General features: G+C 70.0%; 19 protein-coding genes, 1 tRNA gene and 1 pseudogene. 8 read left to right on the forward strand and 13 right to left on the reverse strand.

Going from position 1 to position 15,458, the window contains the following annotated elements:
• The 4 genes and pseudogenes from ABD691_RS28625 to dusB all read right to left on the reverse strand — a co-directional run.
• Positions 1–355: pseudogene (locus ABD691_RS28625) on the reverse strand (hypothetical protein); the annotation flags it as partial.
• Between the two features lie 285 nt (positions 356–640).
• On the reverse strand, positions 641–1,495 hold the full coding sequence (locus ABD691_RS28630) for a GGDEF domain-containing protein (protein ID WP_344685008.1): 855 nt from the start codon (positions 1,493–1,495) through the stop codon (positions 641–643).
• A 327-nt stretch (positions 1,496–1,822) separates the two neighbouring features.
• Entirely contained in the window at positions 1,823–2,236 is a 414-nt protein-coding gene (locus tag ABD691_RS28635) for a hypothetical protein (RefSeq protein WP_344685009.1), read from the reverse strand.
• A complete protein-coding gene (dusB, locus tag ABD691_RS28640; RefSeq protein ID WP_344685011.1) occupies positions 2,236–3,375 on the reverse strand; it encodes a tRNA dihydrouridine synthase DusB in 1,140 nt (379 codons plus the stop codon). The genes ABD691_RS28635 and dusB overlap by 1 nt, the downstream gene beginning before the upstream one ends.
• Before the next feature lie 180 nt (positions 3,376–3,555).
• On the opposite strand from dusB, the gene ABD691_RS28645 reads away from it, so the two are divergent.
• Entirely contained in the window at positions 3,556–4,500 is a 945-nt protein-coding gene (locus ABD691_RS28645) for an erythromycin esterase family protein (protein ID WP_344685013.1), read from the forward strand.
• Here the strand turns inward: ABD691_RS28645 and ABD691_RS28650 are convergent.
• Positions 4,484–5,083, reverse strand: coding sequence for a superoxide dismutase family protein (locus ABD691_RS28650; protein WP_344685015.1), 600 nt, complete (start codon positions 5,081–5,083; stop codon positions 4,484–4,486). The two genes, ABD691_RS28645 and ABD691_RS28650, sit on opposite strands and share 17 nt — an antisense overlap.
• Positions 5,084–5,235: 152 nt before the next feature.
• On the opposite strand from ABD691_RS28650, the gene ABD691_RS28655 reads away from it, so the two are divergent.
• From ABD691_RS28655 to ABD691_RS28675, 5 genes are all read left to right on the forward strand, one after another.
• Entirely contained in the window at positions 5,236–6,153 is a 918-nt protein-coding gene (locus ABD691_RS28655; RefSeq protein ID WP_344685016.1) for a DMT family transporter, read from the forward strand.
• A 69-nt stretch (positions 6,154–6,222) separates the two neighbouring features.
• Positions 6,223–6,298 (forward strand) — tRNA-Lys (locus ABD691_RS28660).
• 48 nt (positions 6,299–6,346) lie between these two features.
• On the forward strand, positions 6,347–6,997 hold the full coding sequence (locus ABD691_RS28665; protein WP_344685018.1) for a YdcF family protein: 651 nt from the start codon (positions 6,347–6,349) through the stop codon (positions 6,995–6,997).
• Between the two features lie 25 nt (positions 6,998–7,022).
• Positions 7,023–7,718, forward strand: coding sequence for an HAD family hydrolase (locus ABD691_RS28670; protein ID WP_344685021.1), 696 nt, complete (start codon positions 7,023–7,025; stop codon positions 7,716–7,718).
• Positions 7,719–7,793: 75 nt separating this feature from the next.
• A complete protein-coding gene (locus tag ABD691_RS28675) occupies positions 7,794–8,597 on the forward strand; it encodes a hypothetical protein (protein ID WP_344685023.1) in 804 nt (267 codons plus the stop codon).
• 55 nt (positions 8,598–8,652) lie between these two features.
• On the opposite strand, the gene ABD691_RS28680 is transcribed toward ABD691_RS28675, so the two are convergent.
• The 5 genes from ABD691_RS28680 to ABD691_RS28700 form a co-directional block, all read right to left on the reverse strand.
• Complete coding sequence (locus ABD691_RS28680) at positions 8,653–8,850, reverse strand: hypothetical protein (protein ID WP_344685025.1); 198 nt, start codon at positions 8,848–8,850, stop codon at positions 8,653–8,655.
• Positions 8,851–8,965: 115 nt separating this feature from the next.
• Entirely contained in the window at positions 8,966–9,430 is a 465-nt protein-coding gene (locus tag ABD691_RS28685) for a GNAT family N-acetyltransferase (protein ID WP_344685027.1), read from the reverse strand.
• A complete protein-coding gene (locus ABD691_RS28690) occupies positions 9,396–9,914 on the reverse strand; it encodes a DoxX family protein (protein ID WP_344685029.1) in 519 nt (172 codons plus the stop codon). Before ABD691_RS28690 ends, ABD691_RS28685 begins: the two co-directional genes overlap by 35 nt.
• Before the next feature lie 215 nt (positions 9,915–10,129).
• Entirely contained in the window at positions 10,130–10,303 is a 174-nt protein-coding gene (locus ABD691_RS28695; protein ID WP_344685031.1) for a DUF5302 domain-containing protein, read from the reverse strand.
• A 71-nt stretch (positions 10,304–10,374) separates the two neighbouring features.
• On the reverse strand, positions 10,375–11,232 hold the full coding sequence (locus ABD691_RS28700) for a helix-turn-helix transcriptional regulator (protein ID WP_344685033.1): 858 nt from the start codon (positions 11,230–11,232) through the stop codon (positions 10,375–10,377).
• Between the two features lie 133 nt (positions 11,233–11,365).
• Here ABD691_RS28700 and ABD691_RS28705 point away from each other — a divergent pair, with 133 nt between their 5' ends.
• Positions 11,366–12,370 (forward strand): aldo/keto reductase, encoded by a 1,005-nt coding sequence (locus ABD691_RS28705; RefSeq protein ID WP_344685034.1) that lies wholly within the window; start codon positions 11,366–11,368, stop codon positions 12,368–12,370.
• Positions 12,371–12,416: 46 nt separating this feature from the next.
• Here the strand turns inward: ABD691_RS28705 and ABD691_RS28710 are convergent, their stop codons facing one another.
• The gene (locus tag ABD691_RS28710) at positions 12,417–13,226 is read right to left on the reverse strand and encodes an oxidoreductase (protein WP_344685035.1); all 810 of its coding nucleotides are present in this window, start codon (positions 13,224–13,226) and stop codon (positions 12,417–12,419) included.
• An 81-nt stretch (positions 13,227–13,307) separates the two neighbouring features.
• A complete protein-coding gene (locus tag ABD691_RS28715) occupies positions 13,308–13,838 on the reverse strand; it encodes a chorismate mutase (protein WP_344685037.1) in 531 nt (176 codons plus the stop codon).
• Between the two features lie 111 nt (positions 13,839–13,949).
• Between ABD691_RS28715 and ABD691_RS28720 the strand changes: the two genes are divergently transcribed.
• A complete protein-coding gene (locus ABD691_RS28720) occupies positions 13,950–14,585 on the forward strand; it encodes a phosphatase PAP2 family protein (protein ID WP_344685039.1) in 636 nt (211 codons plus the stop codon).
• A gap of 222 nt (positions 14,586–14,807) precedes the next feature.
• On the opposite strand, the gene ABD691_RS28725 is transcribed toward ABD691_RS28720, so the two are convergent.
• Positions 14,808–15,458 carry a response regulator gene (locus ABD691_RS28725; protein ID WP_344685041.1) on the reverse strand — a complete coding sequence of 217 codons (651 nt, stop codon included), beginning with the start codon at positions 15,456–15,458 and terminating at the stop codon, positions 14,808–14,810.

Genomic DNA, 15,458 nt, shown 5'->3' on the forward strand with positions numbered 1-15,458 from the left:
GGCCGCTGCGCGGCGGCTCCGCCGGGGGCTCGCCGCTGCGCGGCACCTGCCGGGCCGGGGGCCGCGCCGACTCCGGCGGCGCGGTCCACTCCTGCTGCCTGCGCCGCACCGGCGGCTGTTCGGGCTGGCCGCCGGGCTGCTGCCAGGACTGGCCGGACTCCTCCGGCGTCGGCTCGGCCTTCCTGCGGTGGTGGGAGCCGTTGCCGCCGGGGGTCTTTCCATGTTTCGAGAGGAGGTCGATGACCCGGGTGCCCCCGGTGCCGTCATCGCCGAGGGCGCGGCGACGCCGTCCGCTGCCGGTGGCGTCGTTCTGCTCGCCCTGCTGCTCCTGCTCGGGACGGGAACGTCGGGGCACGTTGTTGCCTTGGCGGGGGTCCTGCGGCACCCGTATTCCCTCCCAGTCCGAAGTCGTTGTGTGGCGTGGTCAACCCACGTCGGCGATCAAACCCCCCGCAGTCTTATCGCCCTGCGTTCTATCCGATAGTACGGCCGATCGCCCGAACTGACGATAGTGCAGACAATTTCTTCACAATCAGTGCACGATCCCGTGTTCGAGCTGGGCCAAAACACTCATATGTGTTAGGCCACTTGCCCGGTTGTGTGGTGCGGCGATCGACGCGGTGGCAGTGCGCGGTCGCGATCAGTAACCGGACGGCATCCGGCCCGACGCCAGCCGGACCTCGCTGCCCGCGCGGTAGGCGACCGCGTTCCGCCCGGACTGCTTGGCCGCGTACAGCAACGCGTCCGCGCTGATCAGCTGCTGCTCCGCCGACGGCGGCGCGGCCTCCGGCCCCAGGGTGCTGTGCTGCTCGTGCGCGATTCCGATGCTGACCGTGACCCGCAGCCCCGGCGCCATCTGCCCCCACGGGAACCGCTCGATCCTGGCCCGGGCGCCCTCGCACGCGGCGACCGCGGCCGCCGCGTCGATGGTCGGGAACACCAGCACGAACTCCTCGCCGCCGTACCGCGCGCAGAACGCGCCCGCGGGCAGAACCTCCTGCAGCAGGTCGACGACCCGCTGCAGGACCCGGTCGCCGAGCAGGTGGCCGTAGGTGTCGTTGACGTGCTTGAACCAGTCCAGGTCGACCAGCGCGACCGCGAGCCCGTCGGCCCCGCTGTCGTCGGAGACCAGATCGGCCAGCCGCTCGTCGAGGTAGCGCCGGTTGTAGCTGGCGGTGAGGCTGTCCCGCCTGCTCTGCTCCCGGGCCTCGGCGTGTTCCCTGCGCAGTCGCTTGACCTCGTGCCGCAGCTGTTCGGGGACGCGCGGCGTGTCCTCGGTGGACATCAGGTCGAGGGCGGAGCGCAGGTGGTGGTACGCCTGCCGCCACTGCCCACGCGACGCGAGCAGGCTCGCGATCGACTCGTGCAGCTCGGCCATGCCGGTGCCGTCCGCCAGTTCCCGTCTCCTGCCGGGAGGCGGTGTCGGGCACCGGGCTGACGCGGAGTCGTCGCGCAGAGGTTCCGGGCCTGCGAAACCGTTGCGCAGTCCGGTCATCGCACTCACCTCCCGTCCGTGGTGTCGTCGGGTGCGACGAATCGCTTGAGCTGATCCGACTCACGCTCGCTGCGAATTAGCTCGTCCGGCTGATCGGCATTGCTCCGAATCGCCGAGCGCGGCGTGAGGTTCGGCTGCCTTGGATGTGTACCCGGCGGAGGGGGTGCTGCGGAAGCGAATCGCATCGGACCCACCCGCACGGACGAGCAAATCAGCCTGTGTTTCTAGTCACGCCACCGCAAGTTCATCGGAACAACCACACTCATGTGTTACTCGACCCTCTCTCGAAAGTGTGAGAACTGTGATTGCCTGTGCAATAAGAACGTTTTATGAGGGACAGGGAGCAAACCCGTAAGGCTGATCATCGATCAGGACGAGGTGTTGTGACCCGATCTGCCTGCCGACCACTGTGTCATGTCGCCGCAACGTCACTTCGACCCCGACGACCCACACCTCGCCGCGCGGTGGCCCCGCTCCGTCCGGTGTGAACCCGGGATCGCGGCGCAGGGTCGACATCGCCGGATCGAGTTCGATCGTGGTGTCGCCGAGTTCGCAGAGCTGGTCCCGGAAATCCGGGTGCTGGGTCCGGCGCAGGAACTCCTGCTGCGCCGCGGGACCCCGTTCGGCCGCGGCGTTGTTGTCGGCGAAATAGCGCTGCACCGGATCCGGCTCGGCGCCGCCGCACCCGGCGACCACAAGCAGCAGTCCACAGAGGAGTCCGGCCACCCGCGACGCCGGCATCAGCCGCCGTTGTGGTCGATCTCGGCTTCGGTGGGCACGCACAGCTCGTCCGGATCGTCCAGCCATCCCTCCGGCAGCACGACCTTGCCCGCGGAACCCTGCCTGCCGCGCGGACCCTCCGCATCGGACGGGAACGGGACGTCGGGGTCGAGGTCGGCCAGCAGGTCGTCGAGCTCGGCGAGGCTGGAGACCAGGCCGAAGCGGTGCCGCAGGTCGGAGCCGACCGGGAAGCCCCTGAGGTACTGCGCCATGTGCTTGCGCAGGTCGCGGAGGCCCTTCTGCTCTCCCATGTGGTCGGCCAGCAGTTCGGCGTGCCGCCGCAGCACCCGGGTCACCTCGCCCAGCGACGGACCCTCCGGGATCGGCTCGCCTGCGAACGCGGCCTGCAGGTCCCGGAACAGCCACGGCCTGCCGAGGCAGCCGCGTCCGACGACGACCCCGTCGCAGCCGGTCTCGGCCACCATCCGCAGCGCGTCCTGGGCGCTGAAGATGTCGCCGTTGCCCAGCACCGGGATGGACCGCACGGTCTCCTTCAGCCTGGTGATGGCCGTCCAGTCGGCCTGCCCCGAGTAGCGCTGGGCGGCGGTGCGGCCGTGCAGCGCGACGGCGGCGGCACCGTTGTCCTCGGCGATGCGGCCCGCGTCGAGGTAGGTGATGTGCTCATCGTCGATGCCGATGCGGAACTTCACCGTCACCGGCACCCCGGCGGGCTCGGCCGCCCGCACGGCCGCGCGGACGATCTCGCCGAACAGCCGCCGCTTGTAGGGCAGGGCGGAACCACCGCCCTTGCGGGTCACCTTCGGGACCGGGCAGCCGAAGTTCATGTCGATGTGGTCGGCGAGCCCCTCGTCGACGATCATCCGCGCGGCCTGGCCCATGGTCGCCGGGTCGACGCCGTAGAGCTGCATCGAGCGCGGGTGCTCGTCGGGGTCGAAGGTGATCATCTGCATGGTCGTCGGGTGCCGCTCGACCAGCGCCCGGCTGGTGATCATCTCGCAGACGTAGAGCCCGGCGCCGTACTCCCGGCACAGCCGCCGGAAGGCCACGTTGGTGATCCCGGCCATCGGCGCGAGCACCACCGGCGGATCGACCTCGTAGGGGCCGATCTTCAGCGCGGGCTTGCTCAGGGTTGCGGTCATCGGCCCCATTGTCCCCGATGGGGCGAGGGCGACCGCAGTGAGCCGCGTCGCGTCCGCGCTCAGACGGACCGACGGGTTGCTTCCGTCCACGTCCGAGTGGTTTCGAACTCCCGGTCGGCCCGGCGGAGGCTGTCCCGCGGGCGTTGACCTCCACTTCGCTCCAAGTTCTAGCTTCCGGCCATGAATGGATCACAACCCGTCCGGGAGTGGATCGCGAAAACCGCTCACCCGTTCGACACTGTTGATCCGTCCGCACCGCTGACCGACCTGCGGCCGCTGGCGGACGTCGTCGGGGACGCCACCGTGGTCGGGATCGGCGCTTCCACCCGATCGGCGCGCGAACCCGTCCTGCTCGCACACCGGATGGTCCGGTTCCTGGTGGAGGAGATGGGCTTCCGCTCGGTCGTGCTGGAGGGCGACGACGCGAAGAGCGCCGAGATCGCCGAACACCTCCGCACCGGCGACGGGGATCTGCGCGCGATGCTCGCCGATGCGCGGACCTTCTGGCGGATCGAGGAGGTCCTCGGACTGATCGCCTGGCTCCGGGAGCACAACGAGGCGCACCCGGACGACCCCGTCCGGCTCGTGGAGCCGGGCGAACCGCCCTCGTCGCAGCGCAACCTCGCCGCGATCGAGAAGCACCTGGCCGAGGGCGTCGTCGAATGGCACGAGCGGACCGGGGACAAGATCGTCTACTGGGGCGGCATCGCGCACACCGCCGTCGGCTGGCGGCGCCTGGTCACCCAGGGCACCGGATCGGAGCGGCAGCGCAACGCGGGCAGCTACTTCCAGGAGCGCTTCGGCTCCGGCTACCGCTCGATCGGCCTCACCTTCGGCGAGGGCGCGATGCCGTTCGAGGCGCCCCCGCCGCCCGCGGACTTCGCCGAGCACGCGCTGTCCGCGCCAGGTCTGCCGCCGTACCTGCTCGACCTGCGCGCGGACGCGCCCGGGCCGGTGCGCGCCTGGATGGACCTGCCGGCGAAGACCCGGCTGATCGGCCCGCACTACGACCCGGCCGACGACGCCGAGCACCACCTCTCCGGCGAGGCGCTGGCGGAGTGGTTCGACGCCGTCGCGCACCTCCCGGCCGTGACCCCGGCCAGGGGACTCAGAACTTCGCGGTGAGGCAGGCCAGCCGCCCGCCGGCGGTCCCGGCCTTGCCCGGCTCGGTGTGGGTGTGCGTCTCGTGGACCACGAACGACTGGGCGTCGCCGCGGTCGAGCTGCCAGGTTCCGGTCGCGGTGGCGGTGCCGTTGCCCTGGGCGTCGGTGTGGAAGTCCAGCCACACCTCGTTCTCCGGGTTGGCGAACTTCGGGTCGACCGACGGCTTGGCCGGGTCCGGGATCTGCTGGAAGTGCGGTCCGGCGTCGTCACCGGTCGGGCCGCAGGGCTTGGTGTGCACGTGCGCGCCGTACACGCGGTTGGGCTGCAACCCGGTGAGCGCGACGGTGACCTCGGTCCGGGCGCCGCCGGTCTTCACCCCGAGCTTCGCAGTGGACCCCGGCGGGACCTGGTCGGGCTTGTAGGTCACGGCGGTGGCGCCCTCCCGGTACGGCTCGTAGGTCCCGGTGGTCTCGATCGGCGCCGGACCGGGCTGCTGCTCGGCGGGCGGCGTCTGGGCTTGCTGCTCGCCGCACGCGGCGAGCAGCGCACCGACCGTGCACAGGCCGACGAGCGACCCGAGCGCTCGGGTCCGCTGGTGGAGCATGGGATCCATCCCTTCCGTCACCGACTGGAACGGGCTCGATTCTGCCGGTAGCGGTCGGAATCCGGACAGGGCATCCGGCCGGTGGGAACCAACGGGTGACGGTGTGAGGTGAGTCATCGGAGCGCGGGGTGCCGGGGTGGTTAGGTTGGCTCATGACTGAGGGGCGCGATCGCACGTGGCTGGTGGCGCTGGCGACCGCGATGTGGGGGACCGACGCGCTGTGGCGGATGCCGCTGGCGACGACGCTGCCTTCGGCGAGCGTGGTGTTCTGGGAACACCTGATCATCGTGGTCCTGCTGGCGCCGTTCCTGCCGCGGGCGTGGCGGGCGCTGCGTGCGTGCGGGTGGCGCGAACGGGTCGCGATCGTCGTGGTCGGCGCGGGTTCGTCGGCGCTGGCGACGACGTTGTTCACCACGGCGTTCAAGTTCGGCGATCCGGTGACGCCGCTGGTCCTGCAGAAGCTCCAGCCGGTGTTCGCGGCGGTCGCGGCACTGCTGGTGCTGCGCGAGCAGTTGCGCGGGCGCTACTTCGCCTTCGCGCTGCCCGCGCTGGCCGGTGCCTGGTTGCTGGCGTTCAAGGACCCGTTCGCGATCGAGTTGTCGCAGGTGGTGCCCGCACTGCTGGCGCTGGGCGCGGCGGTGCTGTGGGCAGCGGGCACCGTGCTCGGCAGGCTGGTCAGCCGCACCATCCCGGCCCGCGACGTGACCACGTTGCGGTTCTCGATCGGACTGCCCACCGCCGCGGTGATCCTGCTGGTGACCGGAGCGCCGGTGGCGGTCGGCTGGGGCAACGCGTTCGGCCTGGTGCTGCTCTCGCTGATCCCCGGACTCCTGGCGCTGTGGCTGTACTACATCGGCCTGCGCAGCACACCGGCAGCGCGAGCGACGCTGGCGGAACTGTCCTTCCCGGCGACCGCCGCGCTGGTCGGCGTCTTCGTGCTCGGCGCGCACCTCACCGCGACCCAGTGGGCCGGCTTCGCGATCGTGGTGGCGATGGTGTTCGGTCTGGGCTGGCACGAGCAGGTCAGCCGCACCAAGCTCGTCACGGTTCCGACGCCCGCCGGCGTGTGACCCACCTCCCGGACCAAAGCCGCACCAAAGCCACCCAAGATCATCTCGACCTTGTAACCTGAGGCACGCGGGGCGTTAGCTCAACTGGCAGAGCAGCGGACTTTTAATCCGCGGGTTCAGGGTTCGATCCCCTGGCGCCCCACCAGGACCCCAGGTCACCGGCCTGGGGTTCCGGTGTTTTGAGAGGTATGACGTGAACGTGCCGGCCGCACTTCGGAGCGATGTGCAGACGCTGTGGGACTACCACGACCTGCATCACCGGCTCCGCGAGTGCGATGTCGGCGTGGGGCTCGGGAGCCATGACCTCGGTGTGGCGGACCGTGTTGTCGATCTGTACGAGCAGGGGTATTTCCCGCGGGTGGTCTTCACCGGTGCCAACGCTCCGACGACCGTGGAGCGGTTCCCTCGCGGGGAGGCTGTTCATTACCGGGAGCGTGCGCTTGAGCTGGGAATGCCCGATTCGGCCATCCTGGTCGAGCCTCGTGCCACCAACACTGCGGAGAACATCGAGTTCACCCGTGAGCTGTTGTCGTCGAGAGACGTCCTTGTTGGATCGTTGCTGCTCGTGTCCCGGCCGTACCAGCAGCGGCGGGCCTTCGCGACGGCGAAGAAGATCTGGCCCGAGGTCGACATCGTGTGCAGCTCCCAGCGGACTGCGCTCGACGACTACGTGCGCTCCATTGGGGACGTCGATCGAGTGATCAACATGCTCGTCGGGGATACCCAGCGCATCACCGTCTACGCCGAACGCGGCTTCTCCGTTCCGCAGGACGTTCCGCCCAATGTTGACGCTGCGTATCAACGTCTGGTCGCCGCGGGCTACACGTCACGGCTCGTCCGATAGAGGGCTGTTGGGAAGGAAGGCCACGATGACGAGCCCCGCACAGATCCTCCGCAACAGCGACGCGGTCCTTCTCGACTTCGACGGCCCGGTGTGCAGCGTCTTTGGCGGCTTCCCCGATCACGAGGTGGCGGATGAACTGCGGGGTCTCTTCAGGGGCGAGCTTCCCGAAGCGGTGGGTGAGAGCCGGGACCCGTTCGACGTTCTGAGGTATGCGGCAGGCGCCGGCACTGTCGCCACGACTGTCGAACAGCACCTCCGCGACCTCGAAGTTCGTGCTGTGAAGGTCGCGTCTCCAACGCCAGGTACTGCTCAAGTACTCGAAACTCTTCACGACTTCGGCATTCCGGTCTTCGTCGTGTCCAACAACTCCGCCGCCGCGGTTTCGGCGTACTTCGAAGCCCACGGCATGGCAGGCCTCATCGCCGGTGTTTCTGCGAGAACCGGGCCCGAGGTCGACCAACTCAAGCCCAAGCCTTACCTCCTCAAGCGCGCGATCGAAGCGTTGGAAACAGCCCCTGGCCGGTGCGTCATGATCGGCGATTCGGAGACCGACCTCGAAGCGAGCCGGCACGCGGGAACCCTTGCAATCGGCTACGCGAACAAGCTCGGCAAGCGGCAACGTTTCGAGCAGTACCGCCCGAACGCGATCATCGATCACATGCATGAGCTGGCCAGGGGAACCCCGCCGCGCGGAGCAGGCCGGCGCGGCGGGGTGCGCTAGGGAGTTGCCTGGCCGTGGTCCCTCTGCGGAAGATGGTCCGAGAGGCCCGTTCGGCGGCCGAGGAAGAGGAGCTCCATGAGCGGCGTCGAAGTCACCGTGATGAGTGAGGAGAGCTTCCGCGACCTCACCGTGCTGTCGTTCCGCGCTCAGGAGATCGACGATGCCGAGCGCTCCCTCAGCCTCGCCCCGCTCTACGACGAGATCCGCGTCACCGGTGGCGCCTCCGCCGGGGAGGAACGCAGCGAGCTGCGCGCCAAGCTGGACGCGCTGCGCGGGGACTGGCAGGACCCGGCGACCTGCGAGATCAAGGTCAGCCGCGAGGGCGTTGAGGTGCGCCGGTCCGGCGCCTGGCGGGTGACCTGGACCGAGCAGGTCGGCGAGGGCGAGTCCAGGGAGATCTCCACCCTCCACCGGGAGAAGGACTTCGCCCGGATCGGGCAGGGCCCCACCGGCGGCACCGTCGCGGTGGATCTGCACAACCGCTGGGTCTACGACGCGTCCGACAGCGAGGTCGGCGACGTGGTGACGGTGACCTTCGGGCCTGGCGAGACCGTCCAGACCGTCTCGTTGCCGCGCGTCGATCCGCGCCGGCGCGCCACGCTGGAGCTGCGGCTGGCCAACCCCCGCTGGATCGAAGGCAGCGGAGAACTGCGCTGCGGGCTGCGCATGCTCGACGATCCCAAGCACCTCTCGGACGAGGAGCAGGCCGTCCTGGAGCGCCACCAGGAGGAGCTGGCCGAACTCCAGCAGCGTGCCAGCCGGGGTGGCAGGGCCGACAAGGCGAGGCTCGCCGCGGCGCGTGCGAAGGGGCCGCCGTTCTCGATCTGGGTGATCCGCGACGCGACCTACACGAGCAACGCCTTCCCCGAGGTCGAGTGACCTCCGCGCTGTGGTGCTGAGGGCGGGAACACTCAGCACCACAGGGGCGATCTGATCAGGGAGCGACGGGCCAGCCGTTGAACCTGCCACCGATGCAGTTGAAGCCGGTGGGCGGCCTGCCGGTCTCCACCACCTCGCCGCCGCCGTCCATGCAGAGTTCCGGTGGAATCACGGGCTGGGCCGACGCGGTCATCGCGGCCGGCCCCGCGATGGCAAGGCCGGCCAGCATGGTGGCCACGATCGCACGACGCATTGCGCACTCCTTTTCCTGTGACAGTTGATCCCGGGCGGGATCAACTGTGATCGGAGCACGATCACCCGCACAGCCGCCCGCTGCGTCAGCCCACCGCGCGGCACCCGGAAGAGGATCACTGCCCCGGCCGGAGCTCCCGGTAGTAATAAAGAATCGGCTCGTCCTCGCCGGGTTCGGTGTTGGTGTAGCCGTGCCGCTCGTAGAAGCGGCGGGCGTCGGTGTCCTCGCCGTCCACATTGATTTCGAGCAGTTCGCCGCCTCTGTCACGGACGGCGGCTTCGGCGGCGGCGAGCAGTTCGGAGCCGATTCCCCGGCCGCGCAGCTCCGGAACGACGTAGAGCTCGTCGAGGACGGCGACCCGGCCCTCGTACCAGACGGCGGGCCGCAGGGTCAGCAAGGCGACGCCGACCTCGCCGGCGAGACGTGCGATCACCGCGTCGTCCGCCAGGAGTCGCCGCAGTCGGTCGGTGAGGACCGCCGGTCCGGGCGTCGGAACGCCGAACTCCCGGTTGAACGCGTCCAGCAGCTTGGCCACGAGGGCCGCGTCAGCGGCGGTGGCCGTTCGGGAAGGCTGTTCCACTCGCGCAGTCTTGCAGCTCCCGCCTGCTCCGCGATCGACGGCTGCGCAGGTGGTGGGCCAGCACCGCGACGGTCGCGGCCAGGAAGACCAGCTGCATGGCGGTGCGGGGGACGAGCTGGTCGCCGGTCGACAGGCCGATGCCTTCGAGCGCCGCGTGGACGTTGGCCGGGAACATCACGATCAGCAGCGCGGTGAGCCCGCCCGCGGCCCACGGCGCGGTCGGCTTCCACAGCAGGCCTGCGGCGCCCGCCAGTTCGAGGACCCCGGTGATCGTCACCAGCAGCTCCGGGGCGGGCAGCCAGGGCGGGACCATGTTGACCAGTTCGGCGCGCAGTCCGACGAAGTGCGCGAGGCCGGTCGCCACGAACATCGCGGCCAGGCCGCCGCGCACGGCCACGGGCCAGGGCCGCAGGCCGCGGACGCCCGCGGCTCCCGCCGCGAGCAGGACCAGGGTGACGACCAGGAGGATGATCAGCGGCGCCATGGCGGACGCTCCTTCGGAAGACAGTCTTGTCGCTGTCAAGACTGAGCACCCGAAGTGAACTTGTCAATGGAAAGATGCCTGGTCGCGCGAGCCTGCTTGCTTTAACGAATCGCGCGGTACACTAAAGAAACTTTCACGTCTGGGCCCCGAACGTTCGCACGCCCGGGGGTACGAATCGCCGCTGCGGCACCGGCCGCGGCGGCGATTCGTCCAGGTCACCCGGTCTTGCGGCGGAACGACCGCTTCGAACCGGCCTGCTCGTGCGCCGCTCCGATCTTGGAGCGGTGGTCCTGGTGCGCTTCCCCGGCCTTGGTCCGGCTGTTCTTGCGCTCCAGCGCCTCGCGCATCTTGCGCCTGACGTCGTCCGGTCCGGCCTGCTGGTCTGCCATGCGAACCTCCTGTGTCGCAGCGGGCTACCGGAAGAACATCGCACGCCGCCGACGCGGTGGCCAGCAATTTTTCAGCCGACGTCCACCCGCTGCGCCGGGGCGACGTGGCGGAGCAGCCGCATCGCGTCCTCGTCCGGGCTGCCCTCCGGCGCCTGGTAGACGATCAGGCGCTGCTGGGTGCCGCTGACCGCCAGCACCTCGTAGCCCAGGTCCATCCGGCCGACCGACGGGTGGTTGAACGACTTCACCCCGGCCGACTTGGGCTGCACCTCGTTGCGCTGCCACATCGCGTGGAACTCCTCGCTCCTGCGCGTGAGCTCGTCGATCAGCCCCGTGACCCGCGGATCGCACGGGTTGTCGCCGAAGGTCGACCGCAGGTGCGCCACCGAGTCCTGGGCGATGTCGTGCCAGCGCACGTAGAGCGTGCGGGCGCTGGGGTGCAGGAAGACGTACCGCAGCGAGTTGCGCCGCTCCGGCTCCCACTGCTCTATGCCGGGCAGCAGCGCCCAGCCGGACGGGTTCGCGGCGAGCACGTCGTTGCTCTGGTTGAGCACGTACGCCGGGCAGCCGCCGAGCGAGGTGAGCAGCCGCTGCACGGTCGGGCGCACCACCTCCCGCTCCGGCTCCGGCGTGCCGCGCGGCGGGCGGGCGGCGTGCCGGGCGAGGTTGTGCAGGTGCTGGTGCTCGGCCTCGTCCAGCCGCAGGACCCGGGCCAGCGCGTCGAGCACGGCATCGCTCGGGTGGCGTTCGCGGCCCTGTTCGAGGCGCGTGTAGTAGTCCATGCTGATCCCGGCGGTGGCCGAGATCTCCTCGCGCCGCAGGCCCGGCGTCCGGCGCACGCCGGTGCCGACCGGGATGCCCAGGTCCTCGGGCTTGCGCCGCGCCCGGCACGCCTTGAGGAAGTTGCCCAACTCGTTCTTGCTGCCCACGCTTCGATGCTGACACAGTTCAGCGTCCGGACCGGCGTCATGGCTGGGTGCATCACACCCAGGAAAGCCGCTGCCTGCCCGTGGCCCGCGCGGTGCTCCATGCTCGAAGTCGTTCGAGACGAAGGGGAACGACATGAGCGACAAGCGGGTGCAACTCGGCACGGGTGGTCCGGTCGTGGGGCCGCAGGGACTCGGCTGCATGGGGATGAGCGAGTTCTACGGCCCGACCGACGAGGACGAGGCCCGGCGCACCCTCGAACACGCGCTGGAGCGCGGGGTCACGCTGTTCGACACCGCCGACATCTACGGCACGGGCGCCAACGAGCAGTTCCTGTCGCCGTTCGTGCGGGCGCACCGCGACGAGCTGACCATCGCCACCAAGTTCGGCATCGTCCGCGACCCGGCCCGGCCGCTGTACCGGGGGAAGCGCGGGGACGCGCCGTACGTGCGGGAGGCGGCCGAGGCCAGCCTGCGCAGGCTGGACATCGAGGTCATCGACCTCTACTACATGCACCGCAGGGACCTTTCGGTGCCGATCGAGGAGACCGTCGGCGCGATGGCCGAGCTGGTCCGGGAGGGCAAGGTCCGCCACCTCGGGCTGTCCGAGGTGACCGCGGCGGAGCTGCGCGCCGCCGTGGCGGTGCACCCGATCGCCGCGGTGCAGAGCGAGTGGTCGGTGTTCAACCGCGACGTGGAGAACGCGGTCGTGGCCGCTGCTGCCGAGCTCGGCGTGGCCTTCGTGCCGTACTCGCCGCTCGGCCGCGGCTTCCTGACCGGGACGTTCACCGACGCCGCGCAGCTGGGCGAAGGCGACTTCCGGGCGGTTTTCCCGCAGTACACGGGGGAGAACGCGGCCCGCAACGCGGCGCTGCTGGAGCCCGTGCGGGAGATCGCGCACCGGCTCGGCGCGACGCCGGCGCAGGTCGCGCTGGCGTGGGTGCACTCGCGCAGCCGGGTGCACGGGCTGCCGGTGGTGCCGATCCCGGGCACCCGCCGGCAGAGCAGGCTGGACGAGAACCTGGCCGCCGCCGAGCTCGAACTGTCCACTGAGGACCTGGCGGTGCTGGAGCCGATTTCGGCGCAGGTGGCGGGAACCCGCTACGCCGACATGAGCTTCACCTCCGCGGGCCGGGAGTGACGACGTCGTGCGCGGTGCCGGCTCCGGTACCGCGCACGACCGCGGATCAGTCGTGGTCGGTGGCCGTGGAAACGTGCTCCCACACATCGAGTTCCCGCGCCACGTGGTCGAGCTTCGCCCGCACCCGCGCCACCGCGTCCTGGCCCAGTTGCAGGCGGGTCGGCGGATGCGGCGTGTGCGCGAGGTCGACGATCGCGGCGGCTGCCTTGGCCGGGTCGCCTGCCTGGAAACCGTTGGCCTCCTTGGACATCCGGCGCCGCTCGCCCGCTGTCCCGGCGTAGTCGTCGATGACCAGTTCGGCGTGCCGGAGGCTGGACGGGTCGAGGAAGTCGGTGCGGAACGCGCCGGGCTCGACGATCGTGACCGCCACGCCGAGCGGTTCCAGATCACCGCGCATGGCCTCTGTGATCCCCTCCAGCGCGAACTTCGTCGCCGCGTAGATCCCGGAACCGGCCTGCGTGATGAAACCGCCAATGGAGCCGATGTTGATGACCCGGCCGCTGCGCCGCTCCCGCATCCCGGGCAGCACCGCCCGCGTCACCGCGAGCAGGCCGAAGACGTTGGTGTCGAACACCGCCCGGACCTCGGCGTCGGAAACCTCCTCCACCGCGCCGAAAATCCCGTAACCGGCGTTGTTGACCAGGACGTCGACGCGGCCGACCGCGGCGACCGCCCGCTCGACCTGCGCGGGATCGGTGACGTCCAACGCGACCTTGGTCAGGTTTTCCCCGTCGGGCAGCGGAATCGAATGCGGATCACGTGCGGTCGCGGCGACCTGGTCGCCCCGTTCCAGTGCGGCGCGGGCGATTTCCAGCCCGAGACCGCGAGAAGCACCGGTGATTAACCAAACGGACATGGGCACCTTTCCTGGGAAGAACGGTCTCCCACGCTAGAAGCGATCCGCGATTCGCGGATGGGCGTGCCACACCCAGGAACGTCAGTCGCAGACCGAGGGCAGCGCGCGTCCGACTCCCGCCTGGTGCAGGGGATCGAGCCGCATCTCCTGTCCGATCCGGAAGAACGCGCCGGTCAGCTCCCCCTCGCACGACGGGTGCGCGCGGACGTCGGCGGTGTCGCGGATCTCGACCAGCAGCTCGTCGTTGAGGCGGTCGATGACCGGGCGGACCTCGCCCAGGTCGGGGCGTTCGGTGGGCTGCTCGTCGGGATGCGCGGCCCAGTACTGGTGCAGCCCGCGCTGCACGACCTTGTTCGCCTCGATCTGGTCCCGGAAGACGCGCCTGGTCAGCTCGGGGTCCACGCCCATCGCGGTCGCTTTGGCGGCCATGGTGTCGAGCACCTGCTGCTCGCGCGCGGGATCGTCGATCGGCTGGTCCGTGCCCCACTTCGCCGCGGCGACCTGGTCCGCGGTCGCCACCCGCTCGGCGGCCACCTGGACCAGCGGTTCCAGCGGTTGCGGAGCGGCTGCGCCGGCGAGCGCGGCGACGACCAGCAGGGATGAGCCCAACATCGTGCCTCCTGGGGATCTTGTGGTTTCGAGGGTGCACCCTGACGAAAGTAAAGTCGATCGGTGCCGAAAGAGCACCGCGGGGACACTGCCGCGATCCCTAGCGTCGGCGCGGTGTTCATCGAATATTCGGCCGTCAACGAGATCGAGGACGTGCCCGACGTCAGCGCTGACTGGTACCGCGCGATCACCGACCTGGCCGCGAGCGCGCCGCCGTGGGTGCAGGCCGCCGCACCGTTGGCGACACAGGCGATCCTGCTGGTCTTCGGAGCGTTGCTCGCGGCTGCCTGCTGGCGGGCGCGCCGTGGGGCGCTGGGCCCGGCGCTGCTTGCTCCGGTCGCGACGGGGTTGGCTTACGTGGCGAGCGAGGTTCTCAAGGCATTCCTTCGGGAAGACCGGCCTTGCCGGGTCGTGCCGCGCATTTCGCGGACCCTGGCGGAGTGTCCCGAGTACGGCGACTGGTCGCTGCCGAGCAACCACGCGACCATCGCCGCCGCTGCCGCAGTCGCGCTTTCCGTCGCTTGGCGACGGCTTGTCGGCGTTGTCGTTTTGCTGGCTTTGGTTGAGGGGTTTTCTCGGGTTTTCGTCGGGGTGCACTATCCGCATGACGTTGTTGTGGGGGCTTTGCTCGGGGGGTTCGTTGCGGGGGTGGTTATGGGGGTTGGTGGGGGTTTGGTGCCTGTAGTGCGGTGGGCTCGTGGTTTCTGGGGTCCTCGCCGGCCCCAGACCCCTGGCAGGTCTCCGGGATGAGTCCTCGATCTCCGCTGCGGTTCGGTTGGGGTGGTTCTCATCCCGTCGACCTCCACGGAGGGCTATCAGACCGCGTCAAGGGGGCCGTTTGTGTTGTTGTCTTGCGGTTTTGCTTGGTTGTGCCCCCTTGACACGGCCTGATCGGGCTTTGCCAGGTCGACGGGATGAGAACCAAACCCCGCCCTCGTAGGTGGAGGCAATTGCTTGGCGCGTTTGCCGGGTCTACCGCTCGGACACGATCCCCGCCTCGTAAGCGAGAACGGCCGCCTGCACGCGGTTGCGGAGGTCCAAGCGGCTGAGGATGGCGCTGACGTAAGCCTTCACCGTCCCCTCCACGACGTGCAGGCGGTCGGCGATTTCGGCGTTCGACAAGCCCGCGCCGACCAGTGCGAGGACCTCGCGCTCGCGGTCGCTGAGCACGTCGATCCGGCGTCGTGCGTCGAGTTCGCGGGACATCCTGGGGCCGCCGAGGTCCCGGATCACCCGGCGGGCCACCGGCGGTGACAGGTACGCGCCGCCTTCGGCCGCCGCTCGTACCCCGAGCACCAGCTCGCGCGGGTCTCCGGTCTTGAGCAGGAAGCCGCTCGCTCCGCCGTGCAGGGCTCGGCTGACGTAGGCGTCCTCGTCGAAGGTTGTCATGATCAGCACCGCGGTGCCGGAGCCGTGCAGTTCCTCGGCCGCTGCGAGGCCGTCGAGGAGCGGCATCCTGATGTCGAGCACCGCGACGTCCGGCCGGTGCAGGCGGACCTGCTCCACCGCCGCCCTGCCGTCGGCCGCCTCGGCGACGACCTCGATCTCCGGGTCCGCGGCCAGGATCGCCCGCACGCCCGCCCGGATCACCGCCTCGTCGTCGGCCAGCACGACCCGCACCAT

Origin of the sequence: Saccharopolyspora taberi, from assembly GCF_039534165.1 — a bacterium.
GTDB lineage: Bacteria > Actinomycetota > Actinomycetes > Mycobacteriales > Pseudonocardiaceae > Saccharopolyspora_D > Saccharopolyspora_D taberi.